This is a genomic window from Deinococcus gobiensis I-0 (assembly GCF_000252445.1).
GTDB classification, from domain to species: domain Bacteria; phylum Deinococcota; class Deinococci; order Deinococcales; family Deinococcaceae; genus Deinococcus; species Deinococcus gobiensis.
The window spans coordinates 39,183-56,127 of sequence record NC_017771.1 but is presented as its reverse complement, the minus strand read 5'-3'; the positions used below and the strand labels follow the sequence as shown (position 1 = coordinate 56,127).

Annotated in this window: 21 protein-coding genes and 1 pseudogene; 9 read left to right on the top strand and 13 right to left on the bottom strand. The window is 62.3% G+C overall.

Translation table 11 applies throughout. From position 1 onward, the window contains the following. Positions 1-585 precede the first annotated feature (585 nt). The gene (locus tag DGO_RS22380) at positions 586-1,806 is read left to right on the top strand and encodes an outer membrane protein assembly factor BamB family protein (protein ID WP_226991576.1); all 1,221 of its coding nucleotides are present in this window, start codon (positions 586-588) and stop codon (positions 1,804-1,806) included. A gap of 211 nt (positions 1,807-2,017) precedes the next feature. Here DGO_RS22380 and DGO_RS19350 read toward each other — a convergent pair. Beyond that, positions 2,018-2,266: pseudogene (locus DGO_RS19350) on the bottom strand (transposase); the annotation flags it as partial. A 317-nt stretch (positions 2,267-2,583) separates the two neighbouring features. On the opposite strand from DGO_RS19350, the gene DGO_RS19345 reads away from it, so the two are divergent. From DGO_RS19345 to DGO_RS19335, 3 genes are all read left to right on the top strand, one after another. After that, positions 2,584-2,778 (top strand): hypothetical protein, encoded by a 195-nt coding sequence (locus DGO_RS19345; RefSeq protein ID WP_014682759.1) that lies wholly within the window; start codon positions 2,584-2,586, stop codon positions 2,776-2,778. 76 nt (positions 2,779-2,854) lie between these two features. Further along, positions 2,855-3,046, top strand: coding sequence for a hypothetical protein (locus DGO_RS19340; protein ID WP_014682758.1), 192 nt, complete (start codon positions 2,855-2,857; stop codon positions 3,044-3,046). Between the two features lie 94 nt (positions 3,047-3,140). Then, complete coding sequence (locus DGO_RS19335; RefSeq protein ID WP_014682757.1) at positions 3,141-3,347, top strand: hypothetical protein; 207 nt, start codon at positions 3,141-3,143, stop codon at positions 3,345-3,347. Between the two features lie 158 nt (positions 3,348-3,505). Here the strand turns inward: DGO_RS19335 and DGO_RS19330 are convergent, their stop codons facing one another. The 5 genes from DGO_RS19330 to DGO_RS19305 form a co-directional block, all read right to left on the bottom strand. Continuing rightward, the gene (locus DGO_RS19330) at positions 3,506-3,961 is read right to left on the bottom strand and encodes a hypothetical protein (protein WP_014682756.1); all 456 of its coding nucleotides are present in this window, start codon (positions 3,959-3,961) and stop codon (positions 3,506-3,508) included. After that, on the bottom strand, positions 3,958-4,461 hold the full coding sequence (locus DGO_RS19325) for a hypothetical protein (protein WP_014682755.1): 504 nt from the start codon (positions 4,459-4,461) through the stop codon (positions 3,958-3,960). Before DGO_RS19325 ends, DGO_RS19330 begins: the two co-directional genes overlap by 4 nt. A gap of 315 nt (positions 4,462-4,776) precedes the next feature. Beyond that, on the bottom strand, positions 4,777-5,709 hold the full coding sequence (locus DGO_RS19315) for an AAA family ATPase (RefSeq protein ID WP_226991574.1): 933 nt from the start codon (positions 5,707-5,709) through the stop codon (positions 4,777-4,779). Positions 5,710-5,720: 11 nt separating this feature from the next. Continuing rightward, on the bottom strand, positions 5,721-6,212 hold the full coding sequence (locus DGO_RS19310; protein ID WP_014682752.1) for a phospholipase D-like domain-containing protein: 492 nt from the start codon (positions 6,210-6,212) through the stop codon (positions 5,721-5,723). Positions 6,213-6,266: 54 nt separating this feature from the next. After that, positions 6,267-7,112: a site-specific integrase gene (locus DGO_RS19305; RefSeq protein ID WP_014682751.1), complete on the bottom strand. Its 846-nt coding sequence runs from the start codon at positions 7,110-7,112 to the stop codon at positions 6,267-6,269. A gap of 224 nt (positions 7,113-7,336) precedes the next feature. Between DGO_RS19305 and DGO_RS22370 the strand changes: the two genes are divergently transcribed. Then, complete coding sequence (locus DGO_RS22370) at positions 7,337-7,570, top strand: hypothetical protein (RefSeq protein WP_014682750.1); 234 nt, start codon at positions 7,337-7,339, stop codon at positions 7,568-7,570. Positions 7,571-8,037: 467 nt separating this feature from the next. Here the strand turns inward: DGO_RS22370 and DGO_RS19300 are convergent, their stop codons facing one another. Further along, positions 8,038-9,621: a hypothetical protein gene (locus DGO_RS19300; RefSeq protein ID WP_043804967.1), complete on the bottom strand. Its 1,584-nt coding sequence runs from the start codon at positions 9,619-9,621 to the stop codon at positions 8,038-8,040. 502 nt (positions 9,622-10,123) lie between these two features. On the opposite strand from DGO_RS19300, the gene DGO_RS19295 reads away from it, so the two are divergent. Further along, positions 10,124-10,363, top strand: coding sequence for a hypothetical protein (locus tag DGO_RS19295; protein WP_014682747.1), 240 nt, complete (start codon positions 10,124-10,126; stop codon positions 10,361-10,363). Positions 10,364-10,643: 280 nt separating this feature from the next. Further along, positions 10,644-11,312 (top strand): hypothetical protein, encoded by a 669-nt coding sequence (locus DGO_RS19290; RefSeq protein WP_226991573.1) that lies wholly within the window; start codon positions 10,644-10,646, stop codon positions 11,310-11,312. A 13-nt stretch (positions 11,313-11,325) separates the two neighbouring features. Here the strand turns inward: DGO_RS19290 and DGO_RS23970 are convergent, their stop codons facing one another. From DGO_RS23970 to DGO_RS24960, 6 genes are read right to left on the bottom strand one after another with little or no spacing between them, the layout of a single operon-like run. Next, on the bottom strand, positions 11,326-11,595 hold the full coding sequence (locus DGO_RS23970) for a GreA/GreB family elongation factor (RefSeq protein ID WP_083847430.1): 270 nt from the start codon (positions 11,593-11,595) through the stop codon (positions 11,326-11,328). Continuing rightward, positions 11,493-12,080, bottom strand: a complete 588-nt coding sequence (locus DGO_RS24965) for a DUF2227 family putative metal-binding protein (RefSeq protein WP_014682745.1) — start codon at positions 12,078-12,080, stop codon at positions 11,493-11,495. Before DGO_RS24965 ends, DGO_RS23970 begins: the two co-directional genes overlap by 103 nt. A 3-nt stretch (positions 12,081-12,083) precedes the next feature. Beyond that, positions 12,084-12,869, bottom strand: a complete 786-nt coding sequence (locus DGO_RS19275) for a hypothetical protein (RefSeq protein WP_014682744.1) — start codon at positions 12,867-12,869, stop codon at positions 12,084-12,086. A 13-nt stretch (positions 12,870-12,882) separates the two neighbouring features. Next, complete coding sequence (locus DGO_RS19270) at positions 12,883-13,323, bottom strand: hypothetical protein (RefSeq protein WP_014682743.1); 441 nt, start codon at positions 13,321-13,323, stop codon at positions 12,883-12,885. Continuing rightward, positions 13,320-13,670, bottom strand: a complete 351-nt coding sequence (locus DGO_RS19265) for a hypothetical protein (RefSeq protein WP_014682742.1) — start codon at positions 13,668-13,670, stop codon at positions 13,320-13,322. The genes DGO_RS19270 and DGO_RS19265 overlap by 4 nt, the downstream gene beginning before the upstream one ends. Continuing rightward, positions 13,667-14,503 (bottom strand): type II secretion system protein, encoded by an 837-nt coding sequence (locus tag DGO_RS24960; RefSeq protein ID WP_014682741.1) that lies wholly within the window; start codon positions 14,501-14,503, stop codon positions 13,667-13,669. The genes DGO_RS19265 and DGO_RS24960 overlap by 4 nt, the downstream gene beginning before the upstream one ends. On the opposite strand from DGO_RS24960, the gene DGO_RS19255 reads away from it, so the two are divergent. Then, on the top strand, positions 14,487-15,131 hold the full coding sequence (locus tag DGO_RS19255) for an HD domain-containing phosphohydrolase (RefSeq protein ID WP_145975545.1): 645 nt from the start codon (positions 14,487-14,489) through the stop codon (positions 15,129-15,131). The two genes, DGO_RS24960 and DGO_RS19255, sit on opposite strands and share 17 nt — an antisense overlap. Positions 15,132-15,250: 119 nt before the next feature. Further along, on the top strand, positions 15,251-16,876 hold the full coding sequence (locus DGO_RS19250; protein ID WP_014682739.1) for an MBL fold metallo-hydrolase: 1,626 nt from the start codon (positions 15,251-15,253) through the stop codon (positions 16,874-16,876). Positions 16,877-16,945: the final 69 nt, after the last annotated feature.

Sequence of the window (16,945 nt, the reverse complement as noted above, 5' to 3'; positions counted from 1 at the left end):
GGGTGTCTGGGCAAGGAGGGCTGTGGCTTGTCCCTTTGCCTGAATGACTCGGCCCTTTCGCTGAGCAGGCGAGCGCATGCGCTCAAGTGTAGGTACCGGAGGTCAGAAAAAGCACCTCCTAGATATTAATCCGAAGTGATAAAGTGCTGATAGGCCCACAACCAGCCCTGACTTACGCCGTTCTCAATAATTTACACCGTTATCAATGATTGGTTTGCCTTGCCTTCAGCCATCGCGGAAACTGACTTGACCTGCGTGTTTATCGACGGAGATAGGATATATGCGAACTAGGTCGTTGGCGGCATCGCTAGCGATACGATCGTCCCAGTGAATCGGCAAAGCCTGACTTCTGGTAATCCGAACATTATTGGCGGTCTAAACAATGATTTTGTGGAGTTCCCAATAGCACATATCAGCATGAAACCGAATACTTCGGAAGCCTAAATAGTGATGTTTTACAAAGAATTGCGGCGTTGATTGTCCAAGTAGATCTCACTCCTTGACATAATTTCGGAGAGAGATATCCCTCTCCGAAAACTACAAGGAAAAGGAATTGAAATGCGTAAAATATTATTTCCCATCTTGATGCTCATTCTTTCAGGTTGCGATCAGTCCAGTCAAAAAATAAGTGGCCCCAATATTACTCAACTTCCATTTATCTGGCAGATGTCCGTGTCAGGTCTTGATATGCCTACCTTCTCGGGTGACGTTCTGATCAATCAGGAGGTGAATGCGGTATACACCCAGGTCATTGGCACGACTGCTGTGGACACCACTACCCGAAAAGTCCTTTGGCGGGACGCGTACGATGGTGGCGGCATCGGTGATCCGAAAAAGAGCATCTTGGGCAACTCAAGCACAGTATATAATGGAAAAATAATCTATTATAACTATAGCCAAGGAATCGTCGTTCGTGACATTGCAACAGGCATCATAGAAAAACGTATATCTTTACCTAATGATGTAAAAGAATTACAAACTAATCTGTTAGATCAATATTTTTTTCAGAAAAAAGAAAATCTTCTTTTCTTTGGCTTGTCAAATCACCTGTTTTCCTATGATATGAAGCAACTCATCGATCCCGGGTCATCAAGCGTGAATCCGATCTGGAGAATAGACAAAGAGGATCAGGATGCCATCACCTATCGATTCTCAAACATATCACTTGACTCATCCACAAACCAGCTCGCCTATGGCTTAGCTGTGGCTGACAGTAAAAAAAGGGAAAACATCAACTATCTCAATTTGGTTGATGCGGAGAACGGGAAGGAAATCTGGAGCAGGGTAGTTCACAAAGAAAGCGATCCTTCACGCTTTTATTCCATTGATGGCTACGTGTTACTCCACGAAGGCGTGGCCGTCATGACTTTAAATGGGGGCTCTTCCACCGGCTTCGACCAAGCCTCTGGTGAGCAGAAATGGGCCACCGGTCCATTCACCTGTCCAGGGGGAGAGACCGGAGGGATGCTGTTCGTCGTGGCGAACGGCAAACAGTTTCTGGTCATGCCGAACGGTGACCACTGCTTCAGTTCCTGGGACATCAAGACCGGAGTCAGAAAGTGGGTCTTCAGCGCACCTGACGGCTACCATGCCACCTTCGGCCAACAACCCCTCGTACTGAATGGCGTGGTTTACGCCTCGAACAGTTGGTTGTGGGCCTTGGATGCCGAAACGGGCCAACCACTCGGCGTCAGTACGTTCATGACTCGTTCCATGATGACCAGAGGTACGCCCCTGTATGACGCGAAGAACAACCAGATTCTCGTCTCGGGTGGACAACTCACCGCCTTCCGCCCCCTCCGCTAACAGGACTTTGTCACTCTGGGGCGGCTGAGAGGCGCCCCTTGCTGTCATGGTCGATGGCTTCTGGAGGAAGGAGCGGGAAAAGAACGTGCCACTCGGCGTCTGTCAGATCATTGGGATAGGCAGATTGGGATATAGGCGCACCACCTCAACCCAATCGTCCACCTTCGGTGATGCAGGGTAAACATGCGCCAGCACGTTTTTCAGACGCACTTTATTGATAACGGCATAAGTTCGGGTCCATCAGACGTTGAGGCAGGTCGATGTACCGAACCCGTTGCCAGGCCGTCACCAGCTTCGCTTTCAGCACGCCCACCGAGCGGGCACAGAAGTTCCCCAGCACAGTGCGCTTCACATACGCCCACACCACCTTGATCGGATTCAACTCCGGGGCATACGGCGGCAAAAACACCAGTGACAGGCGTTCGTGGATCTCCACGAACGCCTGAGTTGCCTTCGCTCGGTCTTCCAACTGGGCCATCTTGCGGCACTTATCAGGTGCTCAAGCACCTGATATTCCTAGATGCTCAGGCTGCCATAGAGGGGTGCCCATGCTGTCACGCCCGCCTACTGCTGGCCGCCGCCCCCCTGTGGGTGGGGGCGTGGGCAGTCGTGCCCAGCCTCGTCGCTCCCGGGGCGCAGGCCACGGCGAGCGTCCGGACCACCCCGCAGGCCCAGCTCGCTCACCCGGACCGCTGAGTGAGGTGAACGCGGCGAGGTCACCCGGCCGGACGTGAATTTTGCCCGGCGCGGCCAGGGCAGGCGTGTTACAACCGGCCCATGCCCCACCCGGAGGACCCGCAGAAGACGGTCGCGGCCGTCGAGGCCGCCTGGGCCGCGTACCGGGCAGACCTCCAGGCGCAGGTGGCGGCGGGGACACTGAGCGAGTCCGAGGGGAAGGAGCGGGGCAGCGAGCGGCGGAAGGCGGCCTGGGTGCGCGCGTTCCTGCTCACGCACTGCGACATGAAGTTCTGAGGCGGGAGCCTGACCCCGGTGGGGGGTGCCGCATTTCGAACAGCGCCTCTGCTGACCTTCTGTTAAGACTGGAAGGGTGATTCGCTCTGCGGAGGAACAGGCGCGGCTGGAGGCCGAAGCGCTGGAAGCCTGGGCGCGGCACCACGCCTTCGTGCTGCGGATGCAGGCGGAAGGGCTGCTGACGGCGGAGCAGGCGGCGGCCCTGGGATCGGAGGAGGCGCGGCGGATGTGGCTGCGCACCTTCCTGGGCACGCTCGGCTCCTGGTAAACGCTGAGGAGGGAGGCAAGGCGGCGCATCAGCGGGCCGCCTGTACAGGGGTGCCCTGAACCTGAAGCGCGTAAGCTCGTGTTAGGGGTGACGTGTGCCTGCGACGAACCAAGCCGTACTGATGCAGATCAATGAGGCGGTCAATCTCCGGTATGACATGGAGATTCGGTGGGGATGTAAGTCTGTGGAGGCGCGGCGTCTGGCGATGATGACGGCGGAATACATCACACAGACTTTGAACGGTTCTGAACAGATGCGGGTGCTGCTGCATGTGGCCTATGGTCTGGAGCAGCGGGGCTGAGCCGCTCGCCGTCCCTGCCTGTCTGCCGACCCAAACCGGGGGAAGCGGTTCTCGTTGGGGCCAGGCCTGCACGATTTCTGGGAAGAGCGGGGGCTACAGGAGTGGGGGAATGCCCGGTGGGTGGAGCAGTGCCTCTCCCGGTCCTTGCGGGCGCTGTGTCACCTCACTTCTTCCCGGTTGATGAGGTGCAGATGGGGTTGGGTGTAGGGGGGGGCCAGGATGATCGCGGCCTGGATAGGTCGGGCAAATCGCGTGCCTGGGTCCTGGAGGGCACGTTCGGCGACCGGGAGCAGGCGCTGGATTTCGTTCTGGGGGTTCGTTATGGGGAAGTTATTCGCGAAGACGATCCTGGCGTTGTGTGTACGCGTGGGCTCATGCTCGTCGAGGACCAGAACGAAGTGCCTCACGCGCTCGGGGCGAGCCAGGAGCTCTCCCGCCAGGGCCAGGAGGCTGGGGTAGGCTTGTATCGGACCCCAGAAGTCCTCAGCGCCCTGGGTGACCATGACGACCTGTTCTTTGAGCATCATGGCGAGGCGACAGCTCCAGCGGAGGGTGCCGGCCCGTGGGGGATAGGCGACGGCGTCGTACCAGGGACTGTCGCTGGAGGTGGTCATTCGCACTCCGTACAGAGGTCGTTCGCGGCCCAGTCGCACCCGCCCTCACAGCCCCAACTGGGCGTGCACCCGCACTTGCGGCAGACGCGCTCTTGTGTGGCTTCCTGCCGGAGGAACCGGGCGAACTGCTCGACTTCTGCGGCGACGAGGCCGATATCCAGGCAGGTGGCGCCGTCCGGGCGGGGCTTGCGGAGCAGTTCGCGCTCGAAGCCGTCGGTCAGGATGAGCTGGTGGCCGCTCAGGAGGATCTGCCCGGCATTGTTCGGCCGCGTGGTGATCCAGCCGCTCTGTCCATCTGGACTGAGCCACAGCTGGTAGAAGGGGTGATCGCATTCCACCTGGGCGTCGGCAGCCAGGGCGTCGGTGAGGGCTTTGAGGTGGCGGCTGGGATGCTCGCCTTTGACGCGCACGGCGAGTTGGGTGACGTGGCCGCGCTCATCGTGGGTTCTCACGAGGACAGGCGCGTCGGTGTCGAGGGCGAGCAGGTCATCGAAGGTCATGGGGGACTCCTTCCTGGGAACAGCGTGGGGGGAGAGCGAAGAATCGGCCGAGGGCTTGGGCGGCCTGCAGGGCGTCACGGGCTTCGGAATCCCGTTCGAGCGGGGCACGCTGAAGCGGCGTGAGACAATCCCGCAGGCTCAGGAGGGTGTGCGCGTTCTCGGCCTCCGAGAACGGCGCGAGGGTCGAAAGCGCTCGCTCGTACCGTTGCGCTGGACTCTGGGGTGGGGCAGGGGGCCGCGTCATGACCGTCATCAGCACAGCGGAGAGCCCCAGAATGCCCACAGTGACGGCCTGATCCATCGTCGGCCTGAACATCAGGCGCGGATCTCCCGGATGCCTTCAGTGGGTTCCTCTCCAGCGAGCAGGGATTTCAGACTGGCGTCGAAGTCCTCGTGGACCCGGAAGAAGCCCCGGCGGGGAACCTCGATGGCAATCTTGAACACGGCCGGCTCGGTCTTGACGCCGTCCTTGATGCCGAGGATGGGCCAGAGATTCTGGCTGTGGGCGACCCGGCGCATGTTCTTGCCGTGCAGCGTGGCGGTCACGCTGACGCCGCGGGGGGCGTTCATGGCGATGACGGGGATGTCGTCGCGGTAGCCGATCTCGTCGCTCAACAGGGCTTTGGGACCCATGTTGCCGATGGCGCGGGCAAACTTCTCCCCTTGCCACAGGGGGTTTCCTACGGGAACACGCCGTGCTTGACCAACAATGGGGTGCTTGTGGTCACTGTCGCCGGCGATTTCGTTACTGGTGTCGATGATGACCAGGCCGGACCCGAGGCGCTCGGCAAGGATGCGGGCGATATCGCGCAACAGGGTGGTCTTGCCGGCAGCGGGTGGCCCGATGATGGCGATGCCGTATTCGTTGGTGACCGCGTCGTAGAGCACGTCGCGCAGGGGCTCGGCAACGCCCATGAGGGCGCGGCCGACGCGGACGGTGATCATGCTGGTGAGCTGGGAGACGTTGGTCTCGCGACTGAGGCGGTGAAGGGTGCTGGGGATGCCGATGCGGCCGTCCTTGCGCCAGCCACCGGGAACGTCCTGCTGCATGAGGGCGTCGATGCGGTCGAAGGTCCGGTCGTCGATGTGCAGGGGGTACGTGATGCGCATGTCGGCGAGCCGAACGCTCAGGAGGCTGTAGCGGTCGATGATGATCTCGTCGAGGAGGGGCAGGTCATCTTTGACGATGGCGCGGATCTCTTCGGGCAGGCGCTCCAGGATGGCGGCGTACTCCTGGGGGGTCGTCATGTCGAGGATCATCAGCGGTCCAGCCCGTAGCGCTCTTTGACGAGCTGGGAGATCGCGACGGTGGGGGCGTGCTTCATGGCCTGGGTGGTCATCTCGACGGCGCGGGAGAGCTTGTTCCCCCCGCTCTTCTCGACCGCCCCTATGCCGTCCTGGACGCCGGGGCCGAGATAGAGGACGCGGTTGTCGATGATGATGAGGGGTGCGGCGTTCAGGGTGGCCGGGTAATAGTTCAGGGCAGCTGGGGGCGTCTGGGTGGCAGCGAGGGCGACGCTGAGGAGGTAGCTGCGCTTCTCGAGGTGCGCTTGCCGCGGGGCGATGAGGTAGACGGGGATGCCGGCGTTGGCGGCGTCTTTGAGGGCCTGGGCGATGCGGACGCTGGTGGGGGAGGGGAGGTAGGCGATGATCTGGTTCTGGGCGTTCTTGATGGCGTCGACGACTTGCTGCGCGTGTGCGTTGGCGGAGGCCAGGGCCATGAGTGTGGAGGCCAAAAGAAGAAGTCGCATACCTTTATGGTGTGCGACGTTCTGGTGGGCCGGGGCGTCTTCAGGAGAGAAAGGTCACGTGGGATTTGGGGGCTTCAACTTGGCCCGGCGGGTATTGGACCAGTACGGACTGGTGTAGCCGAGGGTGACGGGGTCGAGGTTCAGGGGATTGTCGCGGAGACCGGCCTTGCGGATCTGGGTGAGGGGATAGTAGATGGCGTCTTCTCCTTCCGGGGGACGAAAGGCGTGGCGCCAGGCCTGCCGGAGCGCGTAGGAGAGGGAGAGGAGATCCTCCCAGGGAAAGACCTTGCCGGCGGCGAACTGGGGACCGCCGCTGGCTTTGAGGTGGCGGTGAATGAGCCGGAGGATGACGCCACGGTCTTTGATGTGGGCGAGCTGAATGATGGTGCGCGCGCGGGTGATCTCGCCGGTACTGACGTTGATGTGTTCCCAGCGGAGGCGAAGAAGCTCGCCGGCGCGGAAGTTGAAAGCGTACGTGAAGTAGAGCGCGAGGCGCAGGGGAATGTCTTTGGTCTGCTGGAGGAGCACGCTGATCTGCTGGGGTGAGCAGGGGACTTCGTCGCGGTGCTGGGCCGCGGGACGGACGTAGCGTCGGGTGGGGTTGTCGTCGGTCAAGCCATGAAGGATCAGGGCTTCGTAGAGGTTGCTCAGGGCAGTGAGACGGGCGAGCTGGGTGTTGATGCTGGCAGGACCGAGGGCGGTGAGGCGGATGCTGATGAGGTCTTTGAGCCAGGCGGTGACGTCCTGGGGAGGATGGAGAAGATCAAGCTGGCGGGCCCTGGCGTCGTCGAAGATGGGGCGGAGGCGACTGCGGGCGAGGTGAGGGGCATGACCGAGGTCGAGATGGGTGGTGAGGTAGTGGAGGTCGTAGGAGGCGACGGCCTCACGGAGGCGTTCCATGAGGCCAGTATATTTAAGAATTGAATTGGTACGAGAGAAAAGATTAAATACTAAACCCCCGCTTTCTTGGTCTGCTTTTTCTCCAAGCCTATGCCTGTGCGGAAGCGTGGGGAGAGATGAGTCATTCAGCTAAGAAGTAAAAATATTGTCCAGGAAAGAGTTTAAAGGCCCTCCTAAAAAATTTATTCATGAATGTCGTTCTGTTCTGGAGGTAAAGTTTCGGCATGACGCCTCGGCGACGGCCAGAGGACACACCGGAGAACCGTCCCCCACTCATTCCCATCGAGCTCGCCGTGTACGGTCCGGACGCCTTGCGCTTCGCGGCGCTGGAGGCCGACCGATACCTGGTCGTTTCGGGCGCGCTGCAACGCCGGCTGATCAGCGCATCGAAGCAGCGCCGCCCGCGCATTGAGGTTGATCACTGCGAGGCTCTGCACTTGGAACGCGCCCTCCTTTAATCTCCATGAAAAAGGCTGCCCACCAGTGAAGGTGGGCAACTTGCTCCTTTGGGGTCAGGACTGAATGGGCCAGGAGCGAGAGGGATTACTTCAGGGCGGTCAGGAGCGCCGCTAACCCTGTCAGAACCGTACCTATCGCGGTCAGGATGATCGCGATAGGTACGGGTTTGACTGGCTTACGGGCGCGGGTTGATGTATCCTTGCGGTGTTTGCGCACAGGGACACACCTCCTTTCAAACGCACCTGGGGTTGCAGCCCAGGTGCGTTTCGCACAACTGGATTGCACCTCTGTCCTGGGATGTCATTCGGCCCGTTCCCCTCAGGAACCCCACCAGTCTAACCTATCCCGGTGTCGAAATAAAGCGTCCAGCGCGTCAAATCTATAAATTGGCCAGTCAATTGGGCTCAGCCATTTCCACAAAGAAACACGGCCTTAGGCGGCCGTGTCCTGACGTTGTCCGTCGAGTTTACTCCAGCGCTTGCGCCTGCCGGAAGACGATCCGCCCGGGCGTCTGCCGCCCCGCCGTCGGGAACCCCGGCAGCTGTGGGAATCGCGGATCATGCGCCAAACGCATCCGCACATCCGGAATGACGCGCCCCGCCGCCACCGAACCGATCCAGTCCACATCGCTCAGGCGGCCATCCTGCACCTGTACCGTCCCCCGAGGTGCGAGAACCGCACCCTGCACTGTCATCGTCCGGCTCCCCCCGATCAGCGAAAGCGTCTCATCACCGAAGAACACACTTCCGTATTGCGAGGCCAGCCCCAGCGCGTCCGGGCTACTCAGGTCCCCACATGTCGCCGGGCGAATCCCCCCGTTCAGGTCACTCAAGGTCTCTGTAGCCACCGCGTAGGTGGTGCACGCCGGGCGCTGCGCGAGCAAGCTCGACGTGAGGGTCAGGTTCTGCCGCGCCACGATGCTCAGCGTCCCAGCGTAAGCGGCCGCTGCCGGAGTCAACGCCCGCACCTGCAGGTCACCAGGCGCCTGCACCAGGGCCGCCACATCCGACGCGATGACGCTGGACTCAGTCGCCGCCCCCGGCGTCTCCTTCCCGCTCGTCGAAGGCACCGCCACCCCGCTGGCCACTCGCACCACCGTCATCCGACCCACCGAGGTCGGCGTCAGGACGTACTGATCACAGCTGCTTGTCGTGCACACGTACAGCCCCGTACCCCCGTCCTGTGGATACAGGACCACTTCCCGCACACTGCTCGGCAGGTTCAGACCGGCCGTCCCGCTCACATCCGGAACATCGACGCGCCCTGTGCCCATGCCGATGCCTCCTACGAAATTGGGGCAGCTCACGACACTCTGGTCACAGGGATACCCCCCATTGCCCCCGAACTGGTCCACAGAGACCGTCGTGTTGCCCACGCGGACCTGCCGCAATTCCGAGGTCAGACCTCCAGGCCACGCACTACGACCCGCCGCCAGCTGCACCTGCCCGTTCACCTGCACTGGCCCGTCGAAGATCAGGTCCGCCGGCACCGTGCCCAAGACATTCGTCAGTATCTGGTACGCCGTTATGGGAAGTGACCCGGTCGAGGCATTCGCAAAACGCAGCTGGCCGGGCAGGACGCGGGTCCGCTGGGCCTGCTCATTGCCCTTCGTGATGATCTTGAGCTGCAGCGGCACCCGGTAGCTCACCACGTTCCCTTGCGTCGCCCGGATCGTCGTATCCGCCGTGCTGATTCCCCCACAGGTCGTCTTGCCGGCGATGAGCAAGCTTTGCTGCACCGTGGCCGTCCCACAACTGAGCCAGACCTGCATCTGGTTGGACAGCGACGTGCGGTAAGTCCCGTCTTCCAGACTGCCAGTAGACTGGTCGGTCAACTTCTGGGGGAGACCATTGAGCACGCCGGTGATCAGGCGCGGGGAACTGAAGGCCGCCTGGGCGTTGAGCTGGGCATCCTGCGTGCGGCGGTCTGTCGTCAAAACGTTCGCGCGGGTGGCCACCACCTGAATGGTCATCAGCGCAGCCAACACCAGAATGATGAACAACACGATCAGCACCGCGTTGCCCTGCTCTCGATGGGAGGAAATCGACATACTCGCATTCTGTGGGGCGTTCTGGTTGACACGGCCGGCACACCAGAGCGACACCCAGTAAGGCCTGTACCCCTTACGTGTCCCAGCGCGGATTTTTCAAGGTGTCCGTATGTGCATGTTGGTTTTACTTGCCGGATAAACAACAACATCCGGACACCTCGAAAAAGGGGATGAACACTCAGCCATCCAAGACGACTGTCCGTACCCTCCGGAGCAGAGCTCACCAGGATCACCCCTACGCTTCAAGAGGGGGCAGGAGGCCGCATCATGGCCTCGCGCTTCCCGACAACGGGTCATGGAACTTCTAGGAATTTGCCTTCTTATTTTTCTTTCATAAAGAAAATTCGCGTGTGGCACGCTGGATTTCTCATGGATACGCCTTGCGATAAAGTATGACCCCGCTTGGGGAATGCCCCCGAGCGCGCGCTGACAGCACAGCCGTTTTGCACTCGCCGAAGCCAGAACCACTCTTCATCTGCAGACGCCTCCGAGGTAGACCAACATGCTCGACGAACGTACGAAAGCTGCATCCCTGGCCACGCTCCAGCAGGACGGACTGGACGAGTACGAAGATGCCCGCATCCTCCCGCGGCGCATGGGGATCACCTCCATTCAGGAAGCGAAAAAGCAGGCTATCCCCATGACCCCCAAAGAACTCCGGCTCATTTTCTCCCGAGAACCCGCTGTTCGGGCCGTCACGACCCCAGAGCTTCTGCCCACCGGCACAGAGACGCGCTTTTAAGTCTCATCCCGATCGGACAGCGGTCGCCTTCGCACCGGCCAACCAGAATGCCCCCTATACTCAGATCATGTAACGACAGACGATCGCAGGCCGCACAAGGGGACATCCGGCCCCATCACAAGAAGAAAACCCACCCGGCAAGGTGAGTTTCGCTTCCAATTCAGAGGGGTTTAGGGCAGCGCCGTCAGATAGCGCCACCTTAACACCCACAACGAGGTGTTGCAAGATGTTGAACACACAACTGAGAACGGACCTGCTCCAGGAGGGGCAGGCCCACCGCATGAGCTGCTACGACATCTCCCGTCACGCGCTGCACGTCGCGGGCATCACCACCTTCGAGGCCGCCGTTCAGGTCTTTCCGCACAGCTGTGCCAAGACCATTCGGCGCATCTTCTCCAAAGGTCGTCTACCAACAAACGCTTCTGGCGACGCCGCAATCCCTGAACCTGCTCCCCTTCAGGAGATCGACGTGGAACTCACCGCCCTAGCTGCTGAGGCGAAGGTGGATCCCAAGCAGGTGATCTCGTCCGTCATGCGCTATGGCAATCCCTTGGCGCGGGTGAAAGGGGTGCTGGAGGACCTGCGAGCGTTGGTGGTGAACGAGTGCCGGGTGACCAATCCGACGGGGCTCTTCGTGCGGCTGATGCGCTCGGGGGAGGATGTGCGGTTGCCGGCGAGTGTACAGGCCAAGCGGGAGGTGAAGGCGAAGCACGAGGCCCCGCCGCTCAAGCCGCTGCCCGAGGTAGGCGAGTGGGTGAAGTACCAGGGCGACTGGCTGCGCGTGGAGGCCGTGCTCGAACGCAAGATCCGGCTCTACGCCCCAGAGGGTCGGCGGTACTACTACTTCGTCGAGGACTCCGACACCGACGTCTCCTTCGAACAGGCCCGGCAACTGCCCCGACAGGCTGCCCCGCCGGCAGGTCCTGGAGGGCAACTGGCGCTGAACTGAGCGCGCTAACAATTCAGTCGCCGTACGGTTCGATCTCCGTGATCCGGTACTGCACTTCGCGTTGCTTCAGGACGACGCGGATCGTCTCGCCCACCTGGCGGCCTTCCAGCTGGGCCCCCACGGGACTGTCCGGACTGATCTGGACGAGCGTGCCGATGGCACCGGCGGCCTCCACCTTGCTCACGAGTTGCACGCGCTGTGCTTTGCCGGAGGCCAAGTCGGTGAGGATGATCGTGTCGCCGAACTGCACGACATCGTGCGCGCCGCTGGGATGCTCGAGCACCTGAGCACCTGCCAGGAGCTCGCAGAGGTCCTCGACCTGTTGATCCAGTAGGCGAGGAGATAGCCCGGGAGGGCCAACCACCAGAAGGCCTGTGGCGTGAGGCGCACATTCCAGGTGTGGGGGAAGGTGACCCCGGCGGCCTGGAGCCCGAAGAGGGCGAGGGCGAGCACGCCGCCGAAGACGACCACAAAGTACAGGAGGAGAAGTGCCGGTCCCCGCCCCCAGGTGTGGATGACACCTCGATGCTTGACGAGTATTCCGAGAGGGAGCCAGAGGGCACCGAGGGCCCCCCAGTTGCGCCGGGCCCGGACGCGGGCGCGGTGGCCGAGGTCCAGGTCCGGCGTGAGGAAGAGGGTGCCGAAGAGGTACCCCCCCACCAGGGCACTGGCGGGAGGTGTCCAGGGCAGGCCGAGAGCCAGGTACACCCCACCGAAGCCCAGAAGGGCGCCCAGGTTGATGGCGGTATGGGTATCTCCGTTCGGCATGGCTCAGGGGGTGACGAGTTGCTGACTCATGACCTGGGCGGTCATGCCGATCTGGTAGGGCCAGCTGACTTTCAGGGCGCTGCCACTCTGGCCGGCGTTCTGGATGCTGAGGGTGCCGTAGCGGACCTCGTGGGGCTGGAGGCGCAGCACGCTCAGGGTGGGGCGCACCTGACCGGCGGACGCGATGAGTTGACGCTCGTCCACCAGCACGCCGCTCCCCCCGGCCTTGAGGGTGTAGGAGAGGACGACCACGTTGCCGTCACGGGTCAGGTTGAACTTGATCTCGGGGAGATCCTCGGTGCGGACCGGCTCCGTGGGCTTGGTGCTGGTGGTCAGGCTCAGCTGCACGCCGGTCGTGCTGGTGGGGGCGCTGGTCACGGCGGCTGCCCCGGGGGCCGGGTCGCCGATGACGACGGTGGTGGGGGCCTCGGCCTTGGGGGGGAGGACGCGGACATTGACGATGCTGCCGTTTTGCTGGCTGCTCATCCGGACGCGCCAGGTACGGACACCGCTTTCGGTGGTGATCTGGATGGGGGTGTTCCCGTTGCTGCTCAGGCCGGCGATAATCACGCGGTTGTCGATGATCTTGGTTTCGATGATGCCGCTGCGGGTGACGGTCACGTCCTTGACCGGGTCGGGCCAGGTCAGGGTCGCCAGGGCACCGGGGCCGAGTTCGAGGGTGTAGCTCTCGGCCTGGGCGTCGTCGAGGGTGATGTTCATGTCGGCGGCGCTCGCGGTGGGCAGGAGCAGAGCAGTCAGCAGGGCAAACGTAGGGATGAGTTTCTTCATGGGTGCCTCCACCTCAAATGGTGCGGTGGTTTCTGGTTGGCACCTGTCTCGTGTAGATCTGGAGATTGCCCACGCACGTCATCTGCACGAGCTCTTGTCGGAGCGCGTCCACCAGAATCTGGTGGACGCAGGCGCGGTCCAGGCGGGTAGCGCGGCTGAGTTCGAGTTCGGTGCGGTGGAGATTGAGGCAGCCGAGGACGAGTTCGAAGTCGGCGTCGGTGTAGTTGTCGGTGCACGGGGTGGCCTGGGGGCAGAGTTCGTACTGAGGCTGCCGGAGCGTCCCGCTTGCTCGAATGAAGAAGGCTTGCTGGAGTTTTTCGAGGATGCCGCGCACCTGAGCGAGCGCGATGGGAAAAGGAATCTCGCGGTAGATCTCGAGGGAGGTGCGAGGACCCTGCTGGAGGGCACCGAGGATGTAGACGGGCAGGAGGGGCAACTGGGCAGGACTGGTCATGCCTCTGGTCTCTGCGCAAAGCGCGAGGGATTGAGCAGCTGGCGCAACCGCTCCTGCACCTCGCCGTAAGCCTTGTAGGGCTGAATGCCCACCTGGGCGTGATAGGACTCGCGGAGGTCTTGTAGTTGCCGCAGGTAGGGAAGGAGTGGGCGGTCCCCTATGTAATAGGTGTCCTCCCGAATATGGATGGGTGGGTCTCCCCGGTGGTGGTCGAGCATCAGGGCCGTCACGATACTGAGCGTGAGCAGTTCCCCTTGGCGTTCGCAGACGCCGAACATCTCTCTGAACAGCGCCGTGCTTTCCTGCCGCGCCCGTGGATGGTCAAGGGCGCCTGGGGTGGCCGTCATCTCGTGACCTGCTTGATGAGGGTCGCACTCTGGGTATACGTGCTGCCTCTGACCTGGCCCTGCACCACCAGCTCGTAGCGGTCGCCCTGGTCCCGGAATTCTGCTTTGGTGACATAAGACGGGGGAGTGACCCCGAGGGTGGCGCAGGTGGGGGCAAAGCCTCCAGGGGCCGGGAGAGTCAGGGTATTGGTGAGGTAGTTCCGGCGTTTCTCGGCCGCGATCTGGCAGGTTTGAGCATAGGTGTCGATCAGCTTGCGTTGTGCAGCCATACGGGCATTCAGAAAACTGGGGATGAGGACGGCCGCCAGGATGCCGAGGATGGCGATGACGATCAGGATCTCGCTCAGCGTGAAGGCCTGCTCCTGCCGGGGCCTGGCCGTCAGCGATGGGGGAGGGATGGGGGAGGCCTGGCTCACGGGCGCGAGCATCAGGAAATGGTATTGGCGAAACAGCAGGTTGATGCTGAAGCCCTGACGCCGGATCAGGAGCGGGGCATTGAGGCTGGGACGAGGGCGGACCAGAATGGTCCACCGACCCGACGTGCGGCAGCGACGTGGCCGGTACCGGATGATGAGCGTGAGCGGCCCAAGGGTGTAGGCCCCGCTCTGCTCCTTGACTTTCAACCAGACTTTGGGGGTAGGTGGGGGCTCCTTCCAGGTGGCCCGTTGCTGGTCATACCAGAGGGCCAGGAGCACGACTGGCCAGAACAGTGAGCCGAGGAGGAGTGCCAGGACGCCCCTGAAGCTTGTAGGCCACTTATGACGGGGCATGTTGAGGATGCCGACCATGGTGATGAGGAGACCGAGCACGCTGTAGATGACGGGGGTAGACATGTGGGTGTCCTCAGGCGCCGCACTTGGCACGTGGGAGCGGCCGGAGTGCTTGAATGATGTGATGGCAACGCTGGGTATCCCCACTCCACTCTCCCACCTGGTCGAAAGAACCTGTGGGGGTCATGCTGAACGGGTGGGTCTGCTGGCATCCCGAATCGCTTTCCTGCTGAATGTAGATGTGGAGTTGGCCTTGATCGCTGGGTATCTGCACGACGTGGGGAAGGTCGGCGTTTGCCCAAGTGTGCTGAACAAGCCTGGACCATTGACTGCGCTGGAGCGGCAGGCGATGCAGCACCACGCGGCCTACGGGGCGCAACTGGTGCGGGAGCGTTGGCCGGGGGTGCCGGCGGAGGTCGTGACAGCAGTATTGCGACACCATGAGCGGCTGGACGGCCAGGGCTATCCCGGGGGTCAGACGGAGTTGGACCCGTTGAGTGCGGTGGTGGCGGTGGCGGATATCTATGACGCGCTCACGCAACCGCGGGTCTACCGCCCCTGGGTGTTGACTGGGCCAGAGTTGGTGCAGGCCTTGTTCGCGCAGGCCTTGCCGCGAGCGCCCATGGTCGCGTTGTGCTCGCTGGTCGGGTTGCGCCTTCCGGAGGAGCGCGTACACCTGCAAGTGGGGTAGAAGGAGCTTGATCGGTCGAGGCCTGGGCATACCTGGATTGTCAGCGCGTTTCTGGTTGGCCGATGCGTCGCCATGCGGCCGCTCGCCTTCTGCGAGGGCCTATCCCTACAGTGAAGGTCATGCAATTCATTGGCCTGGGTGGAACGGACGAAGTAGGGGCAAGTTCCTATCTCTATCTCCTGAAGGAAGGTAACCTCCTCATCGACGCCGGACTGCGGCCGGGGCAGGTCGGTGAAGCGGCGCTCCCAAAGCTTGAGATCCTGGGAGAACACCCGCCTACGGCGATGGTCCTTACGCACGCCCACCTTGACCACGTCGCAGGGATTCCAGTCGTCATCCGGCGCTTCCCAGACCTGCGGATCTACTGCACCGAGGCCACGGCCCGCATCGCCGGCCTGGTGCTCGCCGATACCCTCAAGGTCAGCACCGAGCAAGGCTTCCCGATGTTCAGCCCAGAGGAACTCAAGCGCACCCTCGAGCGTCTGCATCCCATCCCCTATTTCCAGCGCGTCAGTGACCACGGCTTCGCCTTCACCCTGTTTCCGAGTGGACACCTCCTCGGGGCCGCAAGTGTCCTGATCGAAAGCGGCGGCCGCAGCGTCTTCCACACCGGGGATGTGAGCAATGTGGATACGCCGGTCGTCAACGCTGCCTGGCTGCCGGCGCAGGTTACGCCCGTCGATGCGGTGGTCTCCGAGAGTACCTACGGTGACACGCTCCTACCGTCCAGGAAAGAGCAGGTCCGCACCTTCGTCGCCGCCATCGGGGAGACCCTGCGGGCGGGGGGCAAGGTGCTGATCCCCTCCTTCGCCCTGGGGCGGGCCCAGGAGATCACGCAGATCCTGCAGACGGGCATGGCCAGTGGCCTGCTCCCCAGCGTGCCGCTCTACCTCGACGGGCTGACCCGGCAGATGACGCAGACCTACGAGGACCTGCTCCCCCTCCTTCCACAGGCCCTGCAGAACCGGCGGCAGTCGAGTGGGCAGCCGGTCTTCCTGGGGGGCACTGTCACGCTTGTTGGAGACCGGCGTGACCGGGAACGGATCTTGGCCTCGGACGGTCCTGCCGTGGTCGTGGCGTCCAGTGGGATGCTGCACGCCGGGGCTAGCCCGGTGTACGCGCGGGCGTGGCTTCCAGAGGCGGGCAATGCCCTGTTTGTCGTGGGGTATCAGGACGCCGAGTCGCCGGGGCGACGGCTGCTGGAGTTGCAGCAGGGTGGGGACGTGTTGCTCCCGGACGGTCGGGGGGGACGCGAGCCAGTGCCCGCCTACGCTCGGGTCGAGCGCTTCTACCTCTCGGCCCATGCCGACCGGGGCGGCCTGCTGGGCATGATTGCCCGCTACAGCCCGGGGAAGGTACTGCTGACCCACGGGGAGGTCGCTCCCCGGCACAACCTCGCGGGGTACCTGGATACGAAGTACGACGTTGAGCTGCCCCAGGCTGGGCAGGTCGTGACCCTGCGCGACAGTGGCAAGCGGCGGGGCGGGTTCCTGAACAGCAATCCGAAGAAGCTCGAAGCCCTCAAGGAGCGCCATGCCCGGGGCAAAGTGGAACTGCGCTACGACGCCGAGCGGCACGCGGTGGTCATCGAGCTACCGAAAGATCTGGATGCCTCGCTCTTCGGGGAGGGGGAGTACACCCTGGAGGTGTTGCGGGGCAAGCTCAGCCGCCTCAAGCTCAAGGAGCGCGATCAGGAGGCCTTGGCGGGGAACAGTCCATTAGAAACCATAGTTAATTCCAATTAAGTGCGCAGTGAATTTGAAATAATCTAACAGGTTAACTAGATTGCAACGGAAATTCTTAAAATCTGAAGT

Excerpts from the sequence above, each read along its gene's own strand:
- DGO_RS19310 (WP_014682752.1), bottom strand. The coding sequence starts at position 6,212 with ATGCGACTTCTTCTTTTGGCCTCCACACTCATGGCCCTGGCCTCCGCC.
- DGO_RS19305 (WP_014682751.1), bottom strand. The coding sequence starts at position 7,112 with ATGGAACGCCTCCGTGAGGCCGTCGCCTCCTACGACCTCCACTACCTC.
- DGO_RS19300 (WP_043804967.1), bottom strand. The coding sequence starts at position 9,621 with ATGTCGATTTCCTCCCATCGAGAGCAGGGCAACGCGGTGCTGATCGTG.
- DGO_RS19255 (WP_145975545.1), top strand. The coding sequence starts at position 14,487 with ATGACGGGGGTAGACATGTGGGTGTCCTCAGGCGCCGCACTTGGCACG.
- DGO_RS24965 (WP_014682745.1), bottom strand. The coding sequence starts at position 12,080 with ATGCCGAACGGAGATACCCATACCGCCATCAACCTGGGCGCCCTTCTG.
- DGO_RS24960 (WP_014682741.1), bottom strand. The coding sequence starts at position 14,503 with ATGTCTACCCCCGTCATCTACAGCGTGCTCGGTCTCCTCATCACCATG.
- DGO_RS19325 (WP_014682755.1), bottom strand. The coding sequence starts at position 4,461 with ATGACCTTCGATGACCTGCTCGCCCTCGACACCGACGCGCCTGTCCTC.
- DGO_RS19265 (WP_014682742.1), bottom strand. The coding sequence starts at position 13,670 with ATGACGGCCACCCCAGGCGCCCTTGACCATCCACGGGCGCGGCAGGAA.
- DGO_RS19345 (WP_014682759.1), top strand. The coding sequence starts at position 2,584 with ATGCCCCACCCGGAGGACCCGCAGAAGACGGTCGCGGCCGTCGAGGCC.
- DGO_RS19270 (WP_014682743.1), bottom strand. The coding sequence starts at position 13,323 with ATGACCAGTCCTGCCCAGTTGCCCCTCCTGCCCGTCTACATCCTCGGT.
- DGO_RS19330 (WP_014682756.1), bottom strand. The coding sequence starts at position 3,961 with ATGACCACCTCCAGCGACAGTCCCTGGTACGACGCCGTCGCCTATCCC.
- DGO_RS19275 (WP_014682744.1), bottom strand. The coding sequence starts at position 12,869 with ATGAAGAAACTCATCCCTACGTTTGCCCTGCTGACTGCTCTGCTCCTG.
- DGO_RS19295 (WP_014682747.1), top strand. The coding sequence starts at position 10,124 with ATGCTCGACGAACGTACGAAAGCTGCATCCCTGGCCACGCTCCAGCAG.
- DGO_RS19315 (WP_226991574.1), bottom strand. The coding sequence starts at position 5,709 with ATGACGACCCCCCAGGAGTACGCCGCCATCCTGGAGCGCCTGCCCGAA.
- DGO_RS19250 (WP_014682739.1), top strand. The coding sequence starts at position 15,251 with ATGCAATTCATTGGCCTGGGTGGAACGGACGAAGTAGGGGCAAGTTCC.
- DGO_RS22370 (WP_014682750.1), top strand. The coding sequence starts at position 7,337 with ATGACGCCTCGGCGACGGCCAGAGGACACACCGGAGAACCGTCCCCCA.
- DGO_RS22380 (WP_226991576.1), top strand. The coding sequence starts at position 586 with ATGCTCATTCTTTCAGGTTGCGATCAGTCCAGTCAAAAAATAAGTGGC.
- DGO_RS19290 (WP_226991573.1), top strand. The coding sequence starts at position 10,644 with ATGAGCTGCTACGACATCTCCCGTCACGCGCTGCACGTCGCGGGCATC.